Below are 20,492 nucleotides of genomic sequence, written 5' to 3' on the forward strand. Positions count from 1 at the left end.
GTGATCACTCCGGTTCTGCTAAATCGGCATAAATCTGTTCATACTGGCTGACAATTTTTTTAGAAGAAAATTCATTTTCAAGCATCTCTATTGCCGCCTTTGTAAAACGATTGCTTAGCTGTTCATCTTCTAAAATGCTCATCGCGCGGGCTGTTGCGGCCGTAACATCACCGACATCCACCAAAAATCCGCTCACATTGTTTTTTATAACCTCAGGGATACCGCCAATGTTTGTTCCAATACAAGGCACTCCGCAAGCCATCGCTTCAAGCAGGACAAGGCCAAAGCTTTCTTTTTCAGATAGCAGCAGCTTCAAATCGCTAATAGAATAAAGATCTTCAACACGGTCTTGATTTCCAAGCATTAAGACTTGGTCTTCCAAGCCATATTTTCTGATAAGCTCGCAGGCTGTCGATTTCTCCGGACCGTCTCCGACTAAAAGCAGCTTCGCTTTCGTTTTGCCAGCGATATTGCGGAACACACGGATGACATCCTGCACGCGTTTAACTTTTCTGAAGTTGGACACATGGATGACGACTTTTTCATCTGGTAAAATTCCATGTTTCTCTTTAATTGCCGCTGTGTTTTTCTTCAGATACACGCGCTCGTCTATAAAGTTATAAATCGTTTCAATTTTTTTCTCCGGTTTAATTAAATCGTATGTTTCAGCCGCAAGCGCTGAGGAGACGGCCGTCACCCTGTCTGATGACTCAATAGCAAAACGGATCAGATCTTTTAGAGACGGATCATAACCTAACACCGTGATATCCGTGCCATGCAAAGTGGTAACAATGCCGATATTGCGTTTCAGCATTTGTTTTGCAAGATAGGCGCAAACGGCATGCGGGAGAGCATAGTGAGCATGGATAATGTCTAAATTCTCCCGTTCCGCCACCTCAGCGATTTTGCTTGCCAATGTCAAATCATACGGAGGATACTTAAAAACAGCATATTGATTAACCTCAACTTCATGAAAATGAATATTGGGATGATATGTATTCAGTCTAAACGGAATGCTTGATGTGATGAAATGGATTTCATGTCCCTTTTCAGCAAGCTGCTTCCCCAGTTCTGTCGCAATGATACCTGAGCCTCCAACGCTCGGATAGCATGTGATTCCTATTTTTAGTTTTCTCATTGTTCCCCCCCAAGCACATCATGATCAAGCATCAGCATCCGTTTGGAAAAGAAACCTTCGGCATACTCCACGCCCGCTTCTTTACCGTAAAGCTTTTCTCTCGCTTCAACGATTTCAATATACCCATTCGTCAGAGGAGTAGAAACGGAATCCTTTGACGGGATAAACTGGCTTTTGTAGGCGTTGAGGCTTTGTTTCTTTGCCTCTATTGTATCCGAGATATCAATAACAAAATCCGGCTGATGAAAACCATTTATCATATAATAGTAAACCTTGCTGACTTTATGCGCCGGAAGGCTTTTTTCGTCTTTATATTTATGGATTCCGGCGGAAAAGATCGCTTCTTCCACCAGTGCAGCCGCATTGCCGTGATCCGGATGGCGATCCTTTTTATACGGCATAAAAACCGCTTTTGGCCGACAGATTCTGATGACAGTGACAATTGACCGAATTGCCTGATCACTCATTATTAGGCCGCGGTCTGGAAGCGTTAGCTGAATTCTTTTATCTGCGCCTAATATGCGGGCTGCTTCAGCTGCTTCTTCTTTACGCAAACTGACCGTACCGTTAGAAGAGAGTTCCGCTTCTGTCAAATCGCATATCATTACTTTTTTTTCCTGTTTGACAAACTTCGCTATTGTGCCGCCCATTCCGATCTCGACATCATCACTGTGGGCGCCAAAAGCAAGAACGTCAGCATTATACATTCGGCTCTTCTCCCCGAAGAAGGTCACGGAATTCGAAAACACCTTCATCAAGTGTGCGCACAAGAATTTCCGCAGTACCCATATTTGTGGCGAGCGGAATGGAATACACATCACATAAACGGATTAATGCCGAGACATCCGGTTCATGCGGCTGCGCGGTCAGCGGGTCGCGCAAAAAAATGACAAGATCGAGTGCATTGGCAGCGATCAGTGCACCGATTTGCTGGTCTCCCCCTAAAGGGCCGGATTGAAAACGTTCAATTTGAAGACCTGTCGCCTCATGAATTTTCAACCCTGTGGTTCCGGTTGCGTATAGATCATGATTCTTTAAAATATCCCGATAGGCAGTCGTAAATTGAACCATATCCTGTTTTTTCTTGTCATGCGCGATCAAAGCAATTTTCATTGTTTATCCCCCCGTCTAATCAATGATATTTTCTAAACCATACACAAGCTGATCAATCTTCATGACTTGTTCGACTGACAGTTTAACGCCTGACATGAAAGAAGCACGGTTATAAGAATCATGGCGTATCTGAAGCGTTTGGCCATCCATGCCGAACATGACCTCCTGATGCGCGATCAGTCCCGGAAGACGGACGCTGTGCAAGCGAATACCGTTTTGCTCCGCTCCTCTTGCTCCTGGGAGAATTTCTTTTTCATCCGGATGTCCTTGCTGCTTTTCTTTACGGACTTCTGAAATCATTTCCGCTGTTTTAAGCGCAGTTCCGCTTGGTGCGTCAAGCTTCTGGTCATGATGAAGCTCAATAATCTCAACATCCTCAAAATAGTTGGCAGCCATTTTTGAAAATTTCATCATCAGTATCGCACCGAGCGCAAAATTTGGCGCGATGATGGCTCCGATCCCTTTTTCTTCTGTTAAAGATGTGAGCTCTTTTAAATCAGCTTCTGAGAAACCGGTTGTTCCGACAACTGGACGGACTCCGTGCTCTAATGCAATTTTTGTATGTACTTTTCCGATTTCGGGCGTTGTTAAGTCAATCAAGACATCCGGTTGTGTTTCTGTAAAACAGGCATGGATATCTGTGTAAATGTAAGCATCTGACTCAACAGGCATCACATCAGATAATTTTTGCTGATCGTATGTATGGTCTATGGCCCCGACAAGGTCAAAATGAGGTGTTCGTTCTGCCAATTTAACAGCTTCCTGCCCCATTCTTCCACGCGGTCCCGCAATGACTACTTTAATTGTTTCGTTTGACATCTTGATCTCCTCTACTTTCCTTCTTCTTTTCTGGTCCAGCGATCTTTATCTCTTGTATTAAATTTATGCATGACTCGGTCGTGAGCTTCCTCTAAAGAGATATCAAGAGAGTTGGCTAAACAAACCAATACAAATAGCACATCGCCCATTTCCTCTTCCATGCTTTTATCATCTTCAGTCGCTTTTTTTGGTTTTTCTCCATAACGGTGATTCACTTCTCTGGCAAGCTCGCCCAGTTCTTCAGTCAGCCTCGCCATCATGGCCAGCGGGCTAAAATATCCTTCTTTAAATTGGCCGATGTAACGGTCTACTTCAGCCTGTATGTCTTTCATTGTTTTATCACTCACTGAACGAAACCTCCTATCATCCTCTTACATGTTAGCTAATTCAGATACGTTTGACAAATGTTTAAGCACGTTTGCTGTTTTCTTTTTCATCCACTATAATATAAACGCTATCTAATGGAAGGAAAAGGGGTTTTGTGTGATGCTTGGAGAAATTAGATTAAAAAACATATTTTTTATTTTAATCGGAGCGGCAATTTTTTCATTTGGCTTGGTTCATTTCAATATGCAGAACAATCTGGCTGAGGGCGGTTTTACAGGTATTACACTTTTGCTTTATGCCCTTTTCCACATCAGCCCCTCTATCTCGAACCTGGTGTTGAACATTCCGATTTTTTTTATTGGCTGGCGTTTGCTCGGCAGGACAATGTTTGTTTATACCCTTGTCGGCACTGTAGCCTTGTCTTTGTTCCTCAGCATCTTTCAGCGATATGAAATCCATATGCCTCTTCAGCACGACTTAGCGCTCGCCGCTTTATTTGCCGGCGTATTCATCGGAGCCGGACTGGGTATTATTTTTAAGTTCGGCGGTACGACAGGCGGTGTTGATATCATCGCACGTTTAGTGAATAAGTATTTTGGGATCCCGATGGGCAGAACGATGTTTGCTTTCGATGCCTGCGTCATCATTTTGTCTTTGCTTACTTATCTCTCCTATAAAGAAGCGATGTATACGCTGGTAGCTGTATTTGTAGCGGCAAGATTAATCGATTTTATTCAGGAAGGCGGATACGCTGCTAAAGGCGCTACGATCATCTCTTCGAAAAACGACCTGATTCAGAAAAAGATTCTTGAAGAAATGGAACGGGGCGTCACCATTTTGAAAGGACAAGGTTCCTACACAAAAGAGGATATAGATGTACTTTATTGTGTGGTGCCGAAAAACGAATTGGTGATGCTGAAAAGCGTGATTAACTCCATTGATCCCCATGCCTTTGTAGCGGTAAGCGATGTTCACGATGTGCTCGGAGAAGGATTTACGCTTGATGAAAATAAAAATCCGCTTCCGCGCTGACATGTAATAGAAAAAAGGCGGCTGACCGCCGCCCCTCATCCTTATTTAGGGTAGTCCCTTTTTTTCAGCTTGTTTTTTTCCGCCTTGTACTTTCTGTAACCGACATAGGTAAGAGCAGTAATGATGATACTGCCGGTTGTAATGATCACCCAGAGTAAAGACGGATCGGCATCATCCTCCTCCACCCTGTCAAACACATTTTTCAGGTCATGCTGAAGAAGGGAAAGCCGTTCAAGCTTCGTGCTCTCTGTCATTTGCTGAAATTCCTCTTGCTCAATAACATCTATATGTTTTCCGACAGTTTCAAGCTGATCCTCTGATACATCGATTGTAAGACTGGGGTAAATCAAGTCATATAAACTGATAAATTCATTCCATTTTTCATGAAAGCTTGTGCTTCCATTCTTTTGGACATCTCGCTTCAGTTCAGTAAAAGCTTCCATAATCGGTTTTTCCAGTGAGCCCCAAAGCGGGTCAGACCGATTGTCAACCGCATCCATCAGCATTCTGAACTGCGCGGCTGCTCTGAGTTTTTGTGTGTCTGATGTATCAGCTTGCTTTAAACTCCGAACCATATCATTATAGCCCAATGTGATTTGACGAATTTGGGCTCCCGTTAGCATGGGGTCTTGCTGTTTTTTCTCAGCGGATTTTAATGTTTTTTCAAAATACTCCAAGACTTGAAGCGCCTCTTCATATTTCGCCTGTCGGGTCATTTGAAAGACTGTATCGGATAAATCATTCAATTCCTCGAGGCTTCCCCGCTCTGCAGCCTTGGCATTTCCATTATAAAAAATAAGTGCAATCAACAAACAGATCGTCAGCTTTCGTTTCATGCAGGTCCCTCCCACTCTCTCTCCTTACAGAATATGAAGAAAGGGACAAGGATAGACCAACATTGTCTTTACATCGGCTCAAGCTTCGTTTGCTTTTTTGAGACCACAAGAAAGTAAGCAAGCGCGATTGAAAAGATGCTTAGCCAAAATGTTCCGTATCCTATTTCAGTCATATAATCAGAAAGCATAGAGTATTGCGGCATCATATCAAACAAGTAGTCAATGACATCGTTATGCAGTGTCCAGACTGCAGCAATTGCAAGATGCCAAAATGAAAAACGAAAATACGGACTGTATAATACGCCTTGAACTGCCATTGCAAAATGCGAAGCAATTAGCATGTAGCCCTCCCACGGCAAGTTACCAGTTACTGCAAGCACAAGAAAATTCATAGCCACCGCCCATAGGCCATACTTTACGAGGGTAACTAGCGCAAGCGCCTCAAAGAACGGAGCATTCCGTTTCATGAGAAAGGCAAGCAGCACAAACAGAAAGAAAAACGTTGCTGTCGGACTGTCCGGAACAAAAATCAGGAAACGTGCCGGTGTCTCCAAAAGCTGCGGCAAGTACCAATAGTAGCCGTAAACCGTTCCCAGAAAATTAATGGCTAAGACAAGAATAAGCATCGGCCGCTGCCCTAATACATATTGAAACCATTTCACATCGAATCAACTCTCAGTCTGTAAAAATAATATGTCCAAATAAAAAAGCTGACGCCGGGTCAGCTTTTGATAATAAAAGTATATCCTTCCATTTGACAATTCACAATACGTTATTTTGCGGTTGTTTCAGAAATAAATTTTGCAAGTTCTTCGAGCTGCTTATCATTTCCTTTGAACACACCCGCCGGCATTTTGCCTTTCCCTTCTACAGCGATTTTTTTGATTTCATCCGGTTTCAGCCCGCTGTCAACCAATGAAGGCCCGGCCGCTCCTCCCTGAAGGTTATCCCCATGGCAAGAAATACAGCCCTGTTCCTTAAAAACCTTATATCCTTCTGCATTGGTGTCAATGTCGGCTTCTTTTGTAATTTTCCCCTGTTCTTCTGCCTTGGCCCAGTCATGAGTAGCAACTGACTGCCACGTCAAAAATACAGCAGCGGAAATGGCCAGAAGCATCATACCGACAGCGACCGGACGCTTCCACGGCCTTCTTTCTGTCCCTCTGTCTAGGAATGGAGCCAAAAGCAGGGCCCCAAAAGCGAGACCTGGCATAATCATGGCGCCGACCACTGTAAAGCTTCCAGCGGCGTATTCATACTTCAACAGCTGGTATAAGAAAAGAAAATACCAATCCGGCAGCGGAATATAACCAGTATCAGTCGGGTCCGCCATCCGCTCCAAAGGCGGCTGATGCACAATCGTCAAAACGAGAAAACCGATGAGAAAGACAGCTCCAACCATCCATTCCTTTAACAAGAAATTTGGCCAGAAAGCCTCTGTTTTACCGGGATACTCCGAATAATCCTTCGGTATATTCGGCTTTTTTTCAGCCGGTATCCTTGAGTCGCCTACAAATTTCATCCCTTTGCCCCGGTGCATGTCATCCCCTCCCTTTTATTCGCAGATCAAGAGTTTAAAGCGGTCCTGAAATCCCCTGCTTCCGGATCATAATAAAATGTGCAGCCATCAGCCCGAACAATGCGGCAGGAAGAAAAAATACATGGATCGCAAAAAACCTAGTCAGCGTTTGGGCGCCTACAATATCCGGATGCCCTGCAAGGAGCGTTTTAACTTGCGTTCCGATCAAAGGCGTAGCTTCGGCGATCTGCAGCCCGACTTTTGTTGCAAACAGAGCCTTCATATCCCAAGGAAGCAAGTAGCCTGTAAAGCCAAGACCGAGCATAACAAAAAAGATCAGCACACCGACAATCCAGTTCAGCTCGCGCGGTTTTTTATACGCGCCTTGGAAAAAGACCCTCAGCGTATGTAAAAACATCATCACAATGACCAGGCTCGCACCCCAGTGGTGCATCCCCCTGACAATCTGGCCGAATGCCACTTCATTTTGCAAATAATATACCGATTCCCAGGCATTTTTGATATCAGGCACATAATACATCGTTAAAAACATTCCAGATAATACTTGGATAACGGTTACAAAAAACGTCAGTCCCCCAAAGCAATACACAAACGCAGAGAAATGATGGGCGGGATTCACATGTTCCGGTACTTCGTGATCGGCAATATCCCTCCACATCGGTGTAATATCAAGCCGCTCGTCTACCCAGTCATAAATTTTGTTCAGCATGTCACCCTTCCCCCTTAGGCTTTGCTTTTCCAAGATACAGGAAGCCGTCTTTTACTTCTTGCTCATAATGATCAAGAGGCGCAAGCGGCGGCGTGCCAGGGACATTGGTGCCGTCCTTTTCATAGAGTCCGTAATGGCATGGACAAAAGAATTTATTCGGGTTTTTAGGATCACTATTCCAGTTCACCGTACACCCTAAATGTTTACAAATTGGCGAAAGTGCTACAATTTCATCCCCGTTTTTGAAGACCCAGGCTGATCTTGACTCTTCTGACTCATACCAGGCATCGACTTGATTAATTTTAAAATCAAAGCGCTGCGGCTCTTTTGTCAACTCATCAACGCTGACAACCTGAACCATATCCTGCTTCCCTGTCGATTTTAATACCGGGTCGAGTGCGAAGCGAACCATAGGCATGAGCATACTAGCCGCCATAAAACCTCCTACACCTGTGAGCGTGTAATTCAAAAATTGACGTCTGGATATATCATGTTTTCCGCCCATCTCTTCTCCCCCCTCTAGGTCACCCCTGCAAACTGACTAAAATAGAAAATATTGCAATAACTCTAGACACCCTCATAATATATGAATCTCTCAGCAAGGTCAATATAGCCAAAATATTGTTTATAAGGAAATGTAAGTGTTTTTATGAAGTGCTCCATAACTGTAACAAAACGTTCAAAATTTCAGCAGTGCGTTCATCCAATATTTTTCTTATTAAAGAGTCATTTAAATGCTCTAATGGAACAGACGGTGTAACAATGATTTTGCCTAACGCATCCTCAGCTCTCCAACTTTCGTCAGATGTGAGCAGGACAACATGCGGAAATTCCGTTATCAGCTCTTCCCGCAAATCCTTAAGCCCTTGAACGGTTATTTCATTTCTATCAACATATGTATAAGGTGGAAGTAAATATACCCGTCCCTTTAACTGCCTTTCAAGTTCTTCTGAGAGAAGCTGCGTAAACTCGCCTTTCTCCGCCGCCATTTTAAAATGGTTATTAACCCTTATGTTAATTAATGGTATGACAGCGGTATCAATGTAATCCTTAGCTTGTAAATAGTCCTTGGCATCAGTGATTCTCCACCTCATCGTTCTCCCCCTTTACGGCAACAAGCCTTGCAATTCACTGCAAGGCTGGTCATATTATGTGAGCTGATTTAATTGGCGCGATAATTGTTCAAATGCCTCTTTATCATGACGATCTAACGCCTCGTCAATGTCTTTTAATAATTTTTCTCTTTGGAATGTGGAAATAGCGTGCTCTAAAATCTGTTCCGCCAATCCCTGATCTTTTTTATTCTCAAAAAGGTTTTTCGGAATATGCGGGTTGGACTCCAGCACCGCCGCATATTCAGGTGAGCTGTAAGCCGAACGGAAATTAAGCTGGATAAACAAATCCTGCTGTTTATTTAATCTAATATCATGAAAAGATTTTTCCGCGTCGGTAGTCATGACATTCTCTTTATAGAACCGGAACGGAACTTCTTCAACACAATGTGTTGACATTATAATGCCTCTCGGGCAAAATTCAGCCTGCTCCACAAAATGAACCTTCTCCATGAGAGAATCATGGCTCATTAAGTAGTTCAAGATCCAAACGCACTCTCGGCGCTTTAACTGATAATGGTTTAAAAACCAACGGATAAAATCTTTTTTCTCATTGACAGAAACAGGGGTCTGCATGTAATTCCCTCCTCTATCGTTCGTATAATCTATATACTTATATGTTCCACATGAATGGTTAATATTCCTGCTTATCTAGAAAATTCATCCTCGATTCGCAAAATCGTTTCTTCCAGTTCTTCATTGGCTCCGTCCATTTCAAGAACCTTTTTCAAAAGCGGCAGCGCTTCTTTTTGAAGACCTTCTTCTAATAGGAAGCTTGCGTATTCATATAAGAAATCTCTATCCTCCCGGTAATGAAGATAGGCAGCCTCAAAGGATTGTTTTGCTTCCTCGTATTGCTCTAATTCAGTATATGCGCTTGCAAGATACCAATTGTATTTCGGATCTTCTTCACCGTAGCTTCGAACCTCTTGAATAAGATCAATGATCTGATCATAATCCTCTTCTTTGTGATACACGGCAAGAAGTGTATGAAGCGCCTCAACAAAGCCCGGATCAAGCGCAAGCGCCTCCTGAAGCAGCTTTTTCCCCTCTTCTGACTTCCCGATTTTTAAGGCCATTTTGGCGGCATAAAGGAAAAGTTCTTTGTTATATTCATCATATCTGATCCCCTCTTTTGCCGTTTTTAATGCCTCTTCATACATTCCTTCAGCTTCATAGCTTTTCGAGAGCGGCATATAAAGTGAAGTATAAGATGGATCAAGCTCCTTTAAATCAGACAGCTGCTTAATAGCTGTTTTCACAAGCCCCGCCTGTAAGGCTGTAAAACCATAGCCGAAAATCGTATTAGGATCAGGATTCTCATCGACAGCTTTCTCGTACCATGGAATGGCATCCTCAAATTCACCTGAGGCACTTAACGATTCTGCCAGTCTTTGATGGACATTAACGCCTCCGATCTCCCCCTGCTCCTCAGCCGTTGTTTTAAAATATTGAACCGCTTTTGCATAGGCTCCCTGAGCAAAGTAAAGTTCTCCCAGTGCAAAATCAATAACAGGTTCATTGTCCAGAATGGACTTTGCTTGTAAAAGCTTTTGTTCACTGACTTCGAATAACCCCTGCATCTGATAAAGATCCGCCATAAGCAGCAAACTTTCCGGATATGATGGATCTGTTTCCGGAATAGTCTCCAGCACAGCGAGGGCTTTTTCTTCTTCGTCAATATCTATTAAAAGTTCAGCGTAGAAATTCGTCAGTTCTGTTTCATTTGGATATAAATCATGTAGATCACTAATCAGTGAAATGGCTTTTTCTACATCGCCCCACTCGTAATAAAGCTGGGCTGCAATGGCTTTATCTTCATCATGCAGCTGTTTTTCAGCCTTCGAGAGCGTGTTGAGGCCTTTTTCTGTTTCACCTGCTTCAACTAATTTTATGGCTTCTTGAATCAATGTATTCAAATCGGACCGGTCCTTTCTTTTCCTATACAACATCAACCATACAAAAAAAGCTTTATTTGTTCGGGTTAATCTTATCATAATTCAGACGAATGCCCCCGGCAAATAAGATGCTTCTGTACGGAAGGGAATTATTGAGTCTTATTAGTTTACCAAAAGATCTTGAGATAGAAAATGAAAAAAGGAAGATCGCCCTCTGTACAGTAAAGCAGCTCTTTGACCTGCCGGCTTGTAAGTAAAGCTCATCCCCCCTTTTCGTTTTTCTATCCCCTCTATAAGACAAGCTATGTTTTTTCGCCCCGAATTATGATCTGCATAAAAAATCCTGAAGTAAAACTTCAGGATTTTTTCGAAAGCTTATTTAAATGCTCGAAGAAGGTTGGATAAGAAACGTGAATGGCGTCCGTGTGCTCGATTTCAATCGGCTCCTCCGTTATACAGGAAGCAATACCAAGCATCATTCCGATTCGATGATCTCCGTGGCTGGACACTGCAGCGCCGCCTTTCAACGTTTGTTTGCCATAAACCTTCATTCCATCTGCTGTCGGTTCAATTTCAGCACCCAGCTTGCGAAGCTCAGAAACAACAGTATCAATGCGGTTTGTTTCTTTCACTTTTAGCTCTGCCGCGTCCTTGATAACGGTGGTTCCTTCCGCCTGAGTCGCAAGAAGCGCGATGATAGGGATCTCATCAATTAAACGCGGAATAATATCTCCTCCGATTTCAACTGCCTTTAGAGATGACGTTTCTATAATCAAATCTCCATAAGGCTCTGCACCACTATCAGCAGATGGTTTGATTTCAAGTTTTGCCCCCATGTTTTGAAGGACGTCAATAATACCTGTCCGAGTCGGATTTAAACCTACGTTTTTCAATACAATTCTGCTGTTTGGAACCATCGCGCCAGCAGCAAGGAAAAACGCGGCTGAAGAAATGTCTCCAGGAACAAAAATATCAGCAGCTGTCAGTTTCTGGCCACCAGCAATGGAAACACTCGTTTGATCTTCAGAAAGCTTAACGCCAAAAGCAGAAAGCATCCGCTCAGTGTGGTCCCGAGATTTATGGGGCTCTGTGACAGTTGTTGTGCCCTCAGCCTGTAATCCGGCCAGCAAAACAGCAGATTTAATTTGCGCGCTTGCAACAGGTGATACATATTCAATGCCTTTTAATGAAGCGCCGCTCACCGACAGCGGTGTAAATTCTCCGCCGGCTCTGCCGTCGATTTTAGCCCCCATTTTTTTCAAAGGCTCAGTCACACGCTTCATTGGGCGCTTCGCAATGCTCTCATCTCCGGCTACCGCGCTGTAAAAAGGTCGGCCCGCCAATATTCCGAGCATCAGGCGAATGGTTGTACCTGAATTTCCGACATCTAAAAGGCTTTCTGGCTCTTTCAGGGCATCGATTCCTTTTCCGTGAATCACGACATCGCTGCCGCTTTGCTCAATGTGAACACCCATTTTTCTAAAGCAATCGATCGTGCTCAGACAATCTGCTCCCGGCAGAAAGTTTTTAACTGTTGTTGTGCCTGCCGCTAGCGCGCCAAACATAACAGAGCGGTGAGAAATGGATTTATCACCGGGAATATGTATTTCTCCATGTAAGGTCTGCACCTTTTCTCGTTTCATTTTTTCCACCTCAATCAGCATAAAAAGTTTCATATTCCGCCCGGGCTTCAATGCATTGTTCTGCCCTTTTGCGGTCGTCATCAGACTGAAAACTGATCCTTAAAATTCCGTTAATATCTTCTCGTGTTTCAATAATGCGGATATTCGTGATACTGATGCGTTCCGCAGCTAAAATCGCTGTTATCTCGGATATCACACCCGGATGATCGGGTACATCCACATATAAATCATAAAATGCAGGTATCGCTCCCTTCTGCCGAAGCGGCAGCCCGTCGCGATAATCCTTGGCGGTTTTAAAATAACGAAATAGATTTTCCGCATCTTCTTGTTCTACATATGTACGGATCTTGTCAATTTCACGAATCCACTCATCAAAACGGTCTAAGATTTTATCTTTATTATGTAATAAAATATCCCGCCACATTGCCGGGCTGCTTGATGCAATCCTTGTAATATCTCTGAACCCGCCGGCAGCAAAACGTTTAACAAGCGGATACAGGTTTTCCGAATGATGGGTTTGGTGAACAAGACTAGCTGCTACAATATGCGGAAAATGACTGATTACACTTGTAACACCATCATGCTCCTCTGGCGACATTTCCACAAAATGGGCATTCGTCCCCTTCAGCAGGCTTTTTAACTGTTCCACAGCTTGTTTGTCCGTTTTCTGGCCTGGCGTTAAAATATAAAATGCATTTTCAAACAGGAACTCCTTCGCAGCGGCCACTCCTGATTTATGTGAACCCGCCATCGGATGCCCTCCGACAAATTGATAGCGGCTAGGCAGCACTTGATCAGCGTAATCAACCACTTTTTGCTTTGTGCTTCCTACATCCGTAATCAAAAGCTCATGTTCAATTCCTGAATGAGCCAGCTCTTCAAGCATAACCAGTGTTTGTTCGACAGGTGTCGCAATGATTACTGTAGCTGCCTCTTTCGCACCGCTAATAAACGAATCAGCACGATCGTCTATCACACCTAATTTTAATGCCGCTACCGCCTGTTCATCAGAGATGTCGATTCCGATAATCCGTTTGCCGGGATGATTTTTTTTGATGGCTAGGGCAATCGAACCGCCTATCAATCCGAGACCGGCGAGCAATATTGTATCTTTCATTTGATTCATACGTCATCACCTGGTTTATAGACTAAAGAGGTGATATTTGATCACCTCTTATAAAATTTCAGCTAAAATGGCAAGTATTTCTTCATTTTGCTCTTTTGTTCCGATCGTAATCCGGAGTGATGTCGGGAAACCTAATGCGTTTCCTGACCGGACGATATAGCCTTTTTCCAGCAGAGCCTGAAACAGTTCATCAGCAGGACGTTTAAAGTCAATTAACACAAAATTTGTCTGTGAAGGGTAACACTTTAAACCATGAGTTTTCGCAAAATCATAATACTGCTGAAGGCCTGCATTATTTTGCTCGACACAGGAAGCAATAAACGCTTGATCATCAAGTGCTGCAATCGCCGCAGCCTGGCCCAGACGGCTCGTATTAAACGGCTCTCTCGCCGGCTCAATCTGGCGAATCAGGCTCTCGTCAGCAATTCCGTATCCGACTCTGAGCGCTGCCAGACCGTATGCCTTTGAAAATGTGCGCAAAATCATCAAATTGGAATACTTGCTTAAGAGCGGCACGGTTTCCGGGTAATCCTCTGCTGTTACATATTCATAATATGCTTCGTCAAGAACAACAAGGACACGTGAAGGAACGCGCTCCAGAAATGCGAGTAATTCTCCTTCAGATGTATAAGTGCCAGTCGGATTATTCGGGCTGCATATCCAAACGACTTGTGTCTGTTCGTCGATGGCTTCTAACATGGCGTCTAAATCATGTGAGCCGTCGGGACGAAGTGCAATTTCACGTACTTCAGCACCTTCAATGACCGCATTATGTTTATATTGCGGAAAAGTGGGGGCAGCAGTAACCGTGTTTGTTTTATCGTTTAAAAATGCCCGGCAGATGATCTGTATGATTTCATCAGAACCGTTGCCGAAAATAAGTGATGTTTCGCTGACATTGAGGTGCTTACTGAGCCTTGTCCGCAAAGCGGCGCTATACCCGTCCGGGTAAAGGGCAAGCTGTTGAATCTCATGATGAAGCGCCTCTTTTGCAGCCTCTGAACAGCCGTAAGGATTCTCGTTTGAAGCAAGCTTCACCACTTTATCCAAGCCATATTCTGATTTCACTGCTTCAATCGGCTTTCCAGGCTGATAAGGCTTCAGCTGTTTTAAATGTTCTTTGATACGCAAATCAGTCACCTCATTTTAAACTGTACAAGCCGCTAAACGCCATTGCATAATCCTCAAACTCCTGCAGCGCCTGATTTCTCGTTTCAGCGCTGATGAGCCGGTCCTTTAATTCTTCTATTTTTCTGACGAGCGCACTTCCCACTACGACACCGTCACTAATTTCATTCATCTTTATGACCTGTTCACGGTTTGATATACCGAACCCTACAGCAACCGGAACAGCGCTGAGATTCTTCACAGTACAAATGAACGGGTACACGGATGAATTGAACTCATTGCGGACACCGGTCACACCCAGAGAAGATACACAGTAGACGAACCCCTCGGCTTGTTCAATAATGGTTTTCAAACGGCTTTCGCTTGTCGGCGCAACCAAAGAAATATACGTCACCTCATGGCTTTTACATTCCTCTTGAAGGCTGTTGCTTTCTTCTAATGGCAGATCCGGAACAAGCAGACCGTCAATATGATTTTCCCGCAGTAAAGCGAAAAAGTATTCTTTGTTCAATTGTAACACAGGATTATAATACGTAAAGAGGATAATCGGAATATTCACTCCGTTTTTTTTCATTTCTCCGCCTAATTCGATTGCCTTTACGATATTCATTCCTTGATCAAGTGCCCGCTTTGAAGCCCTCTGGATCACCGGACCGTCTGCAAGCGGGTCAGAGTATGCAACACCAAGCTCCAATGCAGTGGCGCCTGCTTTTTGGAGTGACTTCGCCAGTTCAATCGAAACCTCAGGAACTGGATCGCCCGCCGTAATAAACGGGATAAACAATTTTTCTGTTGGTTGAAGATCCAATTTAAACATGGGCTTTCACCTCTTCTTCCAATACATTCATTAATGTGTTGACATCCTTGTCTCCCCGTCCTGATAAACAGACGAGAATGAGTTGACCGCGATCCATTCCTTTGGCGAGTTTGAATGCTTTCGCTAACGCATGGGCAGATTCGATTGCCGGCAAAATCCCCTCTTTTTCTGACAAAAGCTTTAATGCATCCACCGCTTCTTCATCAGTGATACTGTCATAAGTGACACGGCCGCTCTTATGCAAGTATGCATGCTCCGGACCGATTCCAGGATAGTCGAGACCGGCTGAAATAGAGTAGGGCTCAATAATTTGCCCGAACTCATCCTGAATGAGATAAGTCAATGAACCGTGAATAACCCCTACGGTTCCTTTCGAAATAGTGGCGGCATGAAGAGGCGTATCAATTCCTTTTCCTGCTGCTTCAGCGCCGATCAGTTCAACATCTTCATTTAAAAATGCCTGAAACATACCCATCGCATTGCTTCCTCCGCCTACACATGCCACTACTTTATCAGGCAGAGTGCCTTCAATATGTTTCAACTGATCCTTCGCTTCCTCTCCGATCATTTTTTGAAATTCACGGACCACTTGCGGATAAGGATGCGGGCCGACAACTGATCCAATCATATAAAAGTGATCCTCACAATGCTGAACCCAGTACCGGATCGCCTCATTTGTGGCATCCTTCAATGTTCCGTTTCCGCTTGTTACAGGCACTACCTCCGCTCCAAGAAGCTTCATGCGGAAAACGTTCAGAGACTGGCGGGCAACATCCTCTTCACCCATAAACACAGTACAGGAAAAGCCGAATTTGGCTGCAACTGTTGCAGCGGCAACGCCATGCTGGCCGGCACCGGTTTCAGCAATGATTTTCGTTTTGCCCATTTTTTTAGCAAGCAGCGCTTGACCTAGCGCATTATTGATTTTATGAGAACCTGTATGGTTTAAATCTTCTCGTTTCAAATAGATTTTCGCGCCGCCTAAGTATTCAGTGACTCGATCAGCGTATGTTAATGCAGTCGGCCGTCCGGAATAGTCCTTTAACAGCTTATAATACTCTTCACGAAAAGCGGGATCATCCTTGATTTGTTTAAATGCTGTTTCTATTTCATCTAACGGCTGCATGAGTGTTTCCGGAACAAACTTTCCGCCAAAATCACCGTATCTGCCTATTTCATTCGGATATGGATACATATCGGTTCATCCTTTCTTCTAAAAGACTCATCAGATTCTGATCTTTTTGTCCGTTTTTTTCAATTCCGCTGGCAAGGTCAATTCCTTCTGGCTGCCATTTCAATAGGCTGGTGATGCTATCCGGATTCACGCCGCCAGCGATAAAGCAGCGTTTACCAATAGCCGCCTGCTGATATTCCGGCACACATTCCCAAGAAAATGCAACACCAGTTCCGCCTCTAGACCCTTTTACAGATGAATCAATCACAAAGCCGTCAACATTATCTTTAAAGCGGGCTATTTCTTGAGTTGTGTTACCTTGATGGTGAAGCGCCTTCCATATTTCACAGCCTGTCAGCTTGCGAAGAGCAGCAGCATCCGCCGGTTTTTCATCACCGTGAAGCTGAATGACGTCGAGCTTCAAGCTCTTGGCAATACGTGACATCGTCTCTATTGATTCATTAACAAAAACACCTGCAACCTGTTTTTCGACACGAGCTTGGTTCAGCCATTTTTTCACATCTTGCGGAGATACTTTTCGTTTGCTTTCAGCAAAAATAAATCCTAGGTAATCAGCCTGTGATTCCGCCGCAAGCTGCAAATCCTTTAGTGACCGAATACCGCAATATTTTAATGCCGGTTTCTTCACAACCTCACTCCCCAAACAAAGCATGGATTGCTTTACGCTGAGAAGTTTGTCTCATCAATGATTCACCGATAAGTACAGCTCGCGCCCCATGTTCATTGACAAATGTTAAATGTTCTAAAGAACCGATTCCGCTTTCGCTGACAAGCAAGGATTCTTTCGGAACGAGAGATGCGATTTGTTCTGTCTGCTTTACAGATGTTTTAAACGTTTTTAGGTTTCGATTATTTACACCGAGAATGTCGGGTGTGAACACTTTCAATATTTGTTCTAGCGTTGATGCATCATGAACCTCCACTAGCACGTCCATCCCCTTTTCACCTGCTTCAAGATATAATTCATGAAGGTGTAAGGGATCAAGCACCTCGCCGATTAACAATATGGCATCCGCTCCGATTCTTCTTGATTCCTCTACTTGAAGAGAATCAATAATAAAATCTTTTCTAAGTACAGGAATCGAAACAGCACGCTTTACGTCTGATAAATAACTGTTTTCCCCTTGAAAAAACGGGGTGTCTGTTAAAACGGAAATCGCATCTGCCTTCGCAGCCTCATAGTCTATTGCAATCTGCACAGGCACAAAATCCTCTTTAATAAGCCCTTTTGACGGCGATGCTTTCTTCACTTCGGCAATCAACCCGATAAACCGATTCGGGCTTGCCAGCGCCTCCTTAAATGAACGTTTCTCGAAAGGCTGCTCTACCGGCAAAACCAGTGTTTTCACTTCTTCTTTCTTTTGTTTGATGATTTTTTCAAGCATAGATCTCTTCCTCTTTCTGCTTTAGTCGTTCAAGCTGCGCGGCAGCGCCTCCGCTTGTAATCGTCTCTAACGCCAGCTCCGTTCCTTCCTTCAGTGAGGCGGTAATTCCCGCCGTGTAAATCGCAGCTCCCGCATTAAAAGCCGTAATAGATAAAGCGGAACTGCTGCTTTTATTTTCAAAAATATTCTGAATGAGATAGGCGCTCTCTTTCGGAGACTGCACCTGTAAATCTTCAAGTCTGCCATTTGTGAAACCGAAATCTTCGGGTGAAACGGTATACTCCCGGCGCTCTCCGTCCTTTAATTCAATCACGTCGGTCGGTGCTGTAATTGAAAGCTCATCTAAACCGTCACGGCTTGATACAAACATAACGTGCTTCGGCTGAAACGTCTCCAGTGCGCTTGCCATCAGTCCAGCTTTTTCAACAGAATAGACCCCAATCACCTGACGCTTCGCCTGTAAAGGATTGCTGAGCGGCCCAAGCAGATTAAATACCGTTCTGAAACCTAGCTCTTTTCTAGTACCTGCTACATGTTTCATAGACGAATGGTAAAGCGGCGCAAAAAGAAATCCCATGTTGTTTGTTTCAATGCTGCTTTTGACCTCTTCGGGAGTGGTTTGAATAGAAACCTCTAGCTCCTCTAAAACATCAGCGCTTCCGCTTTTAGAAGAGACAGAGCGATTGCCATGCTTAGCGATTTTCGCACCAGCTGCCGAGGCAACAATTGCCGAGGCCGTTGAGATATTAAAAGTGGAAATACCGTCTCCCCCTGTTCCGCATGTATCAACAATATCAGGAAGTCCATCGACTGTAAGAGCGTGTGCCCGCATTGCCTTCACAAAACCCGCAAGCTCTTCTGGCGTCTCCCCCCGATGAGCAAGAATTGACAATATCCCCCCCATTTCAGAAGGAGTCATTTCCGCTGCCATCATCATATTCATCAGCGTTTCAGCCTCACCGGCAGTAAGGGTTTTTCCGTCAACGCACAATTGTAGAAATCTGTTCATCAGCTTTATCCTCCTTGCTATGAAACATGTCTTCTGCAATATGAATCGTTTTCAGCAGCGCACCGGCTTTATTACAGCTTTCTTCGTATTCGGCTTCCGGAACAGAATCAGCAACAATGCCAGCACCTGCCTGTATCGATGCAACACCGTTCTTTACACTCATCGTGCGAATCGTAATACAAGAGTCGATATTCCCGTCAAACCCAATGTAGGCAATACACCCTCCGTATGTCTCTCTCGGTGTTGGCTCGAGTTCTTGCAAAAGCTGCATGGCACGGATTTTGGGTGCGCCTGTTAAAGTCCCCGCCGGGAAAGCAGACATCAGTGCATCGACAGGATGAACCCCTTTTTTCAATCGGCCTGTAACCACCGAGATAATGTGCATGACATGTGAAAAGGAAACAATTTTTGTGAACTCCGGCACAGAAACAGAACCATACTCTGCTACTCTGCCGATATCGTTTCGGGCAAGATCAACGAGCATGTAATGCTCCGCTTTTTCTTTTTCATCCTTCATGAGCTCAACCTTCAGTCTCTCATCTTCAGCTTTGTCTGCACCGCGTTTTCTCGTACCGGCAATCGGATGGATTTCTAAGTGCCCGTCTTGAACGTGTATTAACCGTTCCGGAGAGCTGCCGACTATTTCTCTGTCTAGCAGTTTCATATAATACATATACGGCGAAGGATTGACGATCCTAAGCACTCGGTATAACTCAAAAGCATCTGCTTTTATCGGCACCTCAAATTTTTGTGATAAAACACCCTGGAAGATATCGCCTGCTTTTATATAGCTTTTGATTTTTTCTACATCAGCCATAAAAGCCGATTTTTCATAATTAGAAGATACTGTCTCAAAGCTGGGTGTCTTGTATGAATCAGCAGAAAGAAACAGCTCTTTTATGTTTTTTTGGTCCATCATTTTTTCAATGAGATTTTGAAGCTCCAGATGATTTTGATGGAATACATCCATTTTTTCGTTTTTTGTTTCCTCTCCAGTGAGCCTTGCATATTGGATAAAGTGGACGTTTTTGGTTTCATGATCATACGCAATTAATGTCCGGCAAACAAACAGCATACACTTTTCCATGTCTGTTTCTTTGGTATGCGAAGGAACAGAAGGCTCAATCAGCGGGATCATATCATAGCTTAAGTACCCGACAGCTCCGCCGACAAAAGGAATGCCAAGCTCAGGTGTTTTGATTTTGTATGTGGTATTCATCCAGTTCAGCACTTCTTTTAGTTCATTTCCTGTGTAAAGAGATTTGCTGTCCTGATCAGCGGCCGAAAAACGGCCCTGCTCTTCTTTAATTGTGAGAAATGGATTCAGGCCGATAAACGAATATCTGGACCAAGTGGATGTATCGTCCTTGCTTTCAAGAAGATACGTAATCTCCCTGTCAAGCTTCTCTATCATTTGAATGGGTGTCAGTGTATCGACTGTGAAGGTCTCCACAATCGGTATCGTGTGGTGGGACAAGCTGTCCTCTAAAAATGCGGAAATGTTTGATTGGAAATTCATTGCTCTCACTCCTTATGGCAAGGAGAATGAGAAGATGGCATGAGAGGATAAAATACTATATAACAAATAAACCCAAAAGAAAGACTTCTTTTGGGTAGAATAAACATAATGTCTCAGCTCAACTAAACTCATTCTCTGCTACCCTA

Annotated in this window: 23 protein-coding genes; 1 reads left to right on the forward strand and 22 read right to left on the reverse strand. The window is 43.9% G+C overall.

All coding sequences use genetic code 11. From position 1 onward, the window contains the following. Nucleotides 1-4 precede the first annotated feature (4 nt). Genes bshA through MKX38_RS10985 form a run of 5 tightly spaced genes read right to left on the reverse strand, consistent with a single transcriptional unit; the run spans nt 5 to nt 3,417 of the window. A complete protein-coding gene (gene bshA / locus MKX38_RS10965; RefSeq protein WP_003230645.1) occupies nt 5-1,138 on the reverse strand; it encodes an N-acetyl-alpha-D-glucosaminyl L-malate synthase BshA in 1,134 nt (377 codons plus the stop codon). Then, nucleotides 1,135-1,845: a bacillithiol biosynthesis deacetylase BshB1 gene (bshB1, locus tag MKX38_RS10970; RefSeq protein WP_003230642.1), complete on the reverse strand. Its 711-nt coding sequence runs from the start codon at nt 1,843-1,845 to the stop codon at nt 1,135-1,137. The genes bshA and bshB1 overlap by 4 nt, the downstream gene beginning before the upstream one ends. Continuing rightward, nucleotides 1,838-2,251 carry a methylglyoxal synthase gene (gene mgsA, locus MKX38_RS10975; RefSeq protein ID WP_003230640.1) on the reverse strand — a complete coding sequence of 138 codons (414 nt, stop codon included), beginning with the start codon at nt 2,249-2,251 and terminating at the stop codon, nt 1,838-1,840. The genes bshB1 and mgsA overlap by 8 nt, the downstream gene beginning before the upstream one ends. Nucleotides 2,252-2,266: 15 nt before the next feature. Beyond that, nucleotides 2,267-3,070, reverse strand: a complete 804-nt coding sequence (gene dapB / locus MKX38_RS10980) for a 4-hydroxy-tetrahydrodipicolinate reductase (protein ID WP_038429205.1) — start codon at nt 3,068-3,070, stop codon at nt 2,267-2,269. Between the two features lie 11 nt (nt 3,071-3,081). Beyond that, nucleotides 3,082-3,417, reverse strand: a complete 336-nt coding sequence (locus tag MKX38_RS10985) for a nucleotide pyrophosphohydrolase (protein WP_004398044.1) — start codon at nt 3,415-3,417, stop codon at nt 3,082-3,084. A 139-nt stretch (nt 3,418-3,556) separates the two neighbouring features. On the opposite strand from MKX38_RS10985, the gene MKX38_RS10990 reads away from it, so the two are divergent. Beyond that, complete coding sequence (locus tag MKX38_RS10990; RefSeq protein ID WP_003230635.1) at nt 3,557-4,429, forward strand: YitT family protein; 873 nt, start codon at nt 3,557-3,559, stop codon at nt 4,427-4,429. A gap of 41 nt (nt 4,430-4,470) precedes the next feature. Here MKX38_RS10990 and ypjB read toward each other — a convergent pair whose 3' ends face one another. The 17 genes from ypjB to trpE form a co-directional block, all read right to left on the reverse strand. Next, the gene (ypjB, locus tag MKX38_RS10995) at nt 4,471-5,265 is read right to left on the reverse strand and encodes a sporulation protein YpjB (protein WP_003230633.1); all 795 of its coding nucleotides are present in this window, start codon (nt 5,263-5,265) and stop codon (nt 4,471-4,473) included. A 68-nt stretch (nt 5,266-5,333) separates the two neighbouring features. After that, nucleotides 5,334-5,927 (reverse strand): DUF1405 domain-containing protein, encoded by a 594-nt coding sequence (locus MKX38_RS11000; protein WP_339187156.1) that lies wholly within the window; start codon nt 5,925-5,927, stop codon nt 5,334-5,336. A 110-nt stretch (nt 5,928-6,037) separates the two neighbouring features. Next, nucleotides 6,038-6,805 carry a menaquinol-cytochrome c reductase cytochrome b/c subunit gene (locus MKX38_RS11005; RefSeq protein WP_003225562.1) on the reverse strand — a complete coding sequence of 256 codons (768 nt, stop codon included), beginning with the start codon at nt 6,803-6,805 and terminating at the stop codon, nt 6,038-6,040. A 34-nt stretch (nt 6,806-6,839) separates the two neighbouring features. After that, nucleotides 6,840-7,514, reverse strand: a complete 675-nt coding sequence (gene qcrB / locus MKX38_RS11010; RefSeq protein WP_003225560.1) for a menaquinol-cytochrome c reductase cytochrome b subunit — start codon at nt 7,512-7,514, stop codon at nt 6,840-6,842. Between the two features lies 1 nt (nt 7,515). Further along, complete coding sequence (locus MKX38_RS11015; protein WP_003230627.1) at nt 7,516-8,019, reverse strand: ubiquinol-cytochrome c reductase iron-sulfur subunit; 504 nt, start codon at nt 8,017-8,019, stop codon at nt 7,516-7,518. Between the two features lie 142 nt (nt 8,020-8,161). Continuing rightward, nucleotides 8,162-8,608, reverse strand: coding sequence for a YpiF family protein (locus MKX38_RS11020; protein ID WP_041337728.1), 447 nt, complete (start codon nt 8,606-8,608; stop codon nt 8,162-8,164). A 54-nt stretch (nt 8,609-8,662) separates the two neighbouring features. Then, nucleotides 8,663-9,202 carry a ReoY family proteolytic degradation factor gene (locus tag MKX38_RS11025; protein ID WP_015251820.1) on the reverse strand — a complete coding sequence of 180 codons (540 nt, stop codon included), beginning with the start codon at nt 9,200-9,202 and terminating at the stop codon, nt 8,663-8,665. 71 nt (nt 9,203-9,273) lie between these two features. Then, the gene (locus tag MKX38_RS11030; RefSeq protein WP_032726037.1) at nt 9,274-10,545 is read right to left on the reverse strand and encodes a tetratricopeptide repeat protein; all 1,272 of its coding nucleotides are present in this window, start codon (nt 10,543-10,545) and stop codon (nt 9,274-9,276) included. 335 nt (nt 10,546-10,880) lie between these two features. Beyond that, complete coding sequence (gene aroA / locus MKX38_RS11035; protein WP_015251819.1) at nt 10,881-12,167, reverse strand: 3-phosphoshikimate 1-carboxyvinyltransferase; 1,287 nt, start codon at nt 12,165-12,167, stop codon at nt 10,881-10,883. Nucleotides 12,168-12,177: 10 nt separating this feature from the next. Continuing rightward, entirely contained in the window at nt 12,178-13,293 is a 1,116-nt protein-coding gene (locus tag MKX38_RS11040) for a prephenate dehydrogenase (protein WP_339187161.1), read from the reverse strand. 48 nt (nt 13,294-13,341) lie between these two features. Next, nucleotides 13,342-14,424 carry a histidinol-phosphate transaminase gene (hisC, locus tag MKX38_RS11045; protein ID WP_015714167.1) on the reverse strand — a complete coding sequence of 361 codons (1,083 nt, stop codon included), beginning with the start codon at nt 14,422-14,424 and terminating at the stop codon, nt 13,342-13,344. 10 nt (nt 14,425-14,434) lie between these two features. Then, nucleotides 14,435-15,238 (reverse strand): tryptophan synthase subunit alpha, encoded by an 804-nt coding sequence (gene trpA, locus MKX38_RS11050; protein ID WP_339187164.1) that lies wholly within the window; start codon nt 15,236-15,238, stop codon nt 14,435-14,437. Further along, complete coding sequence (gene trpB / locus MKX38_RS11055; protein ID WP_120028319.1) at nt 15,231-16,433, reverse strand: tryptophan synthase subunit beta; 1,203 nt, start codon at nt 16,431-16,433, stop codon at nt 15,231-15,233. Before trpB ends, trpA begins: the two co-directional genes overlap by 8 nt. Then, nucleotides 16,414-17,061, reverse strand: a complete 648-nt coding sequence (locus tag MKX38_RS11060; RefSeq protein WP_015714169.1) for a phosphoribosylanthranilate isomerase — start codon at nt 17,059-17,061, stop codon at nt 16,414-16,416. Before MKX38_RS11060 ends, trpB begins: the two co-directional genes overlap by 20 nt. 4 nt (nt 17,062-17,065) lie before the next feature. After that, nucleotides 17,066-17,818: an indole-3-glycerol phosphate synthase TrpC gene (trpC, locus tag MKX38_RS11065; protein WP_015251815.1), complete on the reverse strand. Its 753-nt coding sequence runs from the start codon at nt 17,816-17,818 to the stop codon at nt 17,066-17,068. Next, the gene (gene trpD, locus MKX38_RS11070; RefSeq protein ID WP_339187169.1) at nt 17,811-18,827 is read right to left on the reverse strand and encodes an anthranilate phosphoribosyltransferase; all 1,017 of its coding nucleotides are present in this window, start codon (nt 18,825-18,827) and stop codon (nt 17,811-17,813) included. The genes trpC and trpD overlap by 8 nt, the downstream gene beginning before the upstream one ends. Further along, complete coding sequence (gene trpE / locus MKX38_RS11075; protein ID WP_003246124.1) at nt 18,799-20,346, reverse strand: anthranilate synthase component I; 1,548 nt, start codon at nt 20,344-20,346, stop codon at nt 18,799-18,801. The genes trpD and trpE overlap by 29 nt, the downstream gene beginning before the upstream one ends. Nucleotides 20,347-20,492: the final 146 nt, after the last annotated feature.

The organism is Bacillus sp. FSL M8-0025 (assembly GCF_037975475.1).
GTDB classification, from domain to species: Bacteria; Bacillota; Bacilli; order Bacillales; family Bacillaceae; genus Bacillus; species Bacillus subtilis.

Excerpts from the sequence above, each read along its gene's own strand:
- bshA (WP_003230645.1), bottom strand. The coding sequence starts at position 1,138 with ATGAGAAAACTAAAAATAGGAATCACATGCTATCCGAGCGTTGGAGGC.
- trpA (WP_339187164.1), bottom strand. The coding sequence starts at position 15,238 with ATGTTTAAATTGGATCTTCAACCAACAGAAAAATTGTTTATCCCGTTT.
- trpD (WP_339187169.1), bottom strand. The coding sequence starts at position 18,827 with ATGAACAGATTTCTACAATTGTGCGTTGACGGAAAAACCCTTACTGCC.
- mgsA (WP_003230640.1), bottom strand. The coding sequence starts at position 2,251 with ATGAAAATTGCTTTGATCGCGCATGACAAGAAAAAACAGGATATGGTT.
- ypjB (WP_003230633.1), bottom strand. The coding sequence starts at position 5,265 with ATGAAACGAAAGCTGACGATCTGTTTGTTGATTGCACTTATTTTTTAT.
- trpB (WP_120028319.1), bottom strand. The coding sequence starts at position 16,433 with ATGTATCCATATCCGAATGAAATAGGCAGATACGGTGATTTTGGCGGA.
- MKX38_RS11020 (WP_041337728.1), bottom strand. The coding sequence starts at position 8,608 with ATGAGGTGGAGAATCACTGATGCCAAGGACTATTTACAAGCTAAGGAT.
- MKX38_RS11005 (WP_003225562.1), bottom strand. The coding sequence starts at position 6,805 with ATGCACCGGGGCAAAGGGATGAAATTTGTAGGCGACTCAAGGATACCG.
- dapB (WP_038429205.1), bottom strand. The coding sequence starts at position 3,070 with ATGTCAAACGAAACAATTAAAGTAGTCATTGCGGGACCGCGTGGAAGA.
- MKX38_RS11025 (WP_015251820.1), bottom strand. The coding sequence starts at position 9,202 with ATGCAGACCCCTGTTTCTGTCAATGAGAAAAAAGATTTTATCCGTTGG.
- MKX38_RS11015 (WP_003230627.1), bottom strand. The coding sequence starts at position 8,019 with ATGGGCGGAAAACATGATATATCCAGACGTCAATTTTTGAATTACACG.
- trpC (WP_015251815.1), bottom strand. The coding sequence starts at position 17,818 with ATGCTTGAAAAAATCATCAAACAAAAGAAAGAAGAAGTGAAAACACTG.
- qcrB (WP_003225560.1), bottom strand. The coding sequence starts at position 7,514 with ATGCTGAACAAAATTTATGACTGGGTAGACGAGCGGCTTGATATTACA.
- trpE (WP_003246124.1), bottom strand. The coding sequence starts at position 20,346 with ATGAATTTCCAATCAAACATTTCCGCATTTTTAGAGGACAGCTTGTCC.
- bshB1 (WP_003230642.1), bottom strand. The coding sequence starts at position 1,845 with ATGTATAATGCTGACGTTCTTGCTTTTGGCGCCCACAGTGATGATGTC.
- MKX38_RS10990 (WP_003230635.1), top strand. The coding sequence starts at position 3,557 with ATGCTTGGAGAAATTAGATTAAAAAACATATTTTTTATTTTAATCGGA.
- aroA (WP_015251819.1), bottom strand. The coding sequence starts at position 12,167 with ATGAAACGAGAAAAGGTGCAGACCTTACATGGAGAAATACATATTCCC.
- MKX38_RS11040 (WP_339187161.1), bottom strand. The coding sequence starts at position 13,293 with ATGAATCAAATGAAAGATACAATATTGCTCGCCGGTCTCGGATTGATA.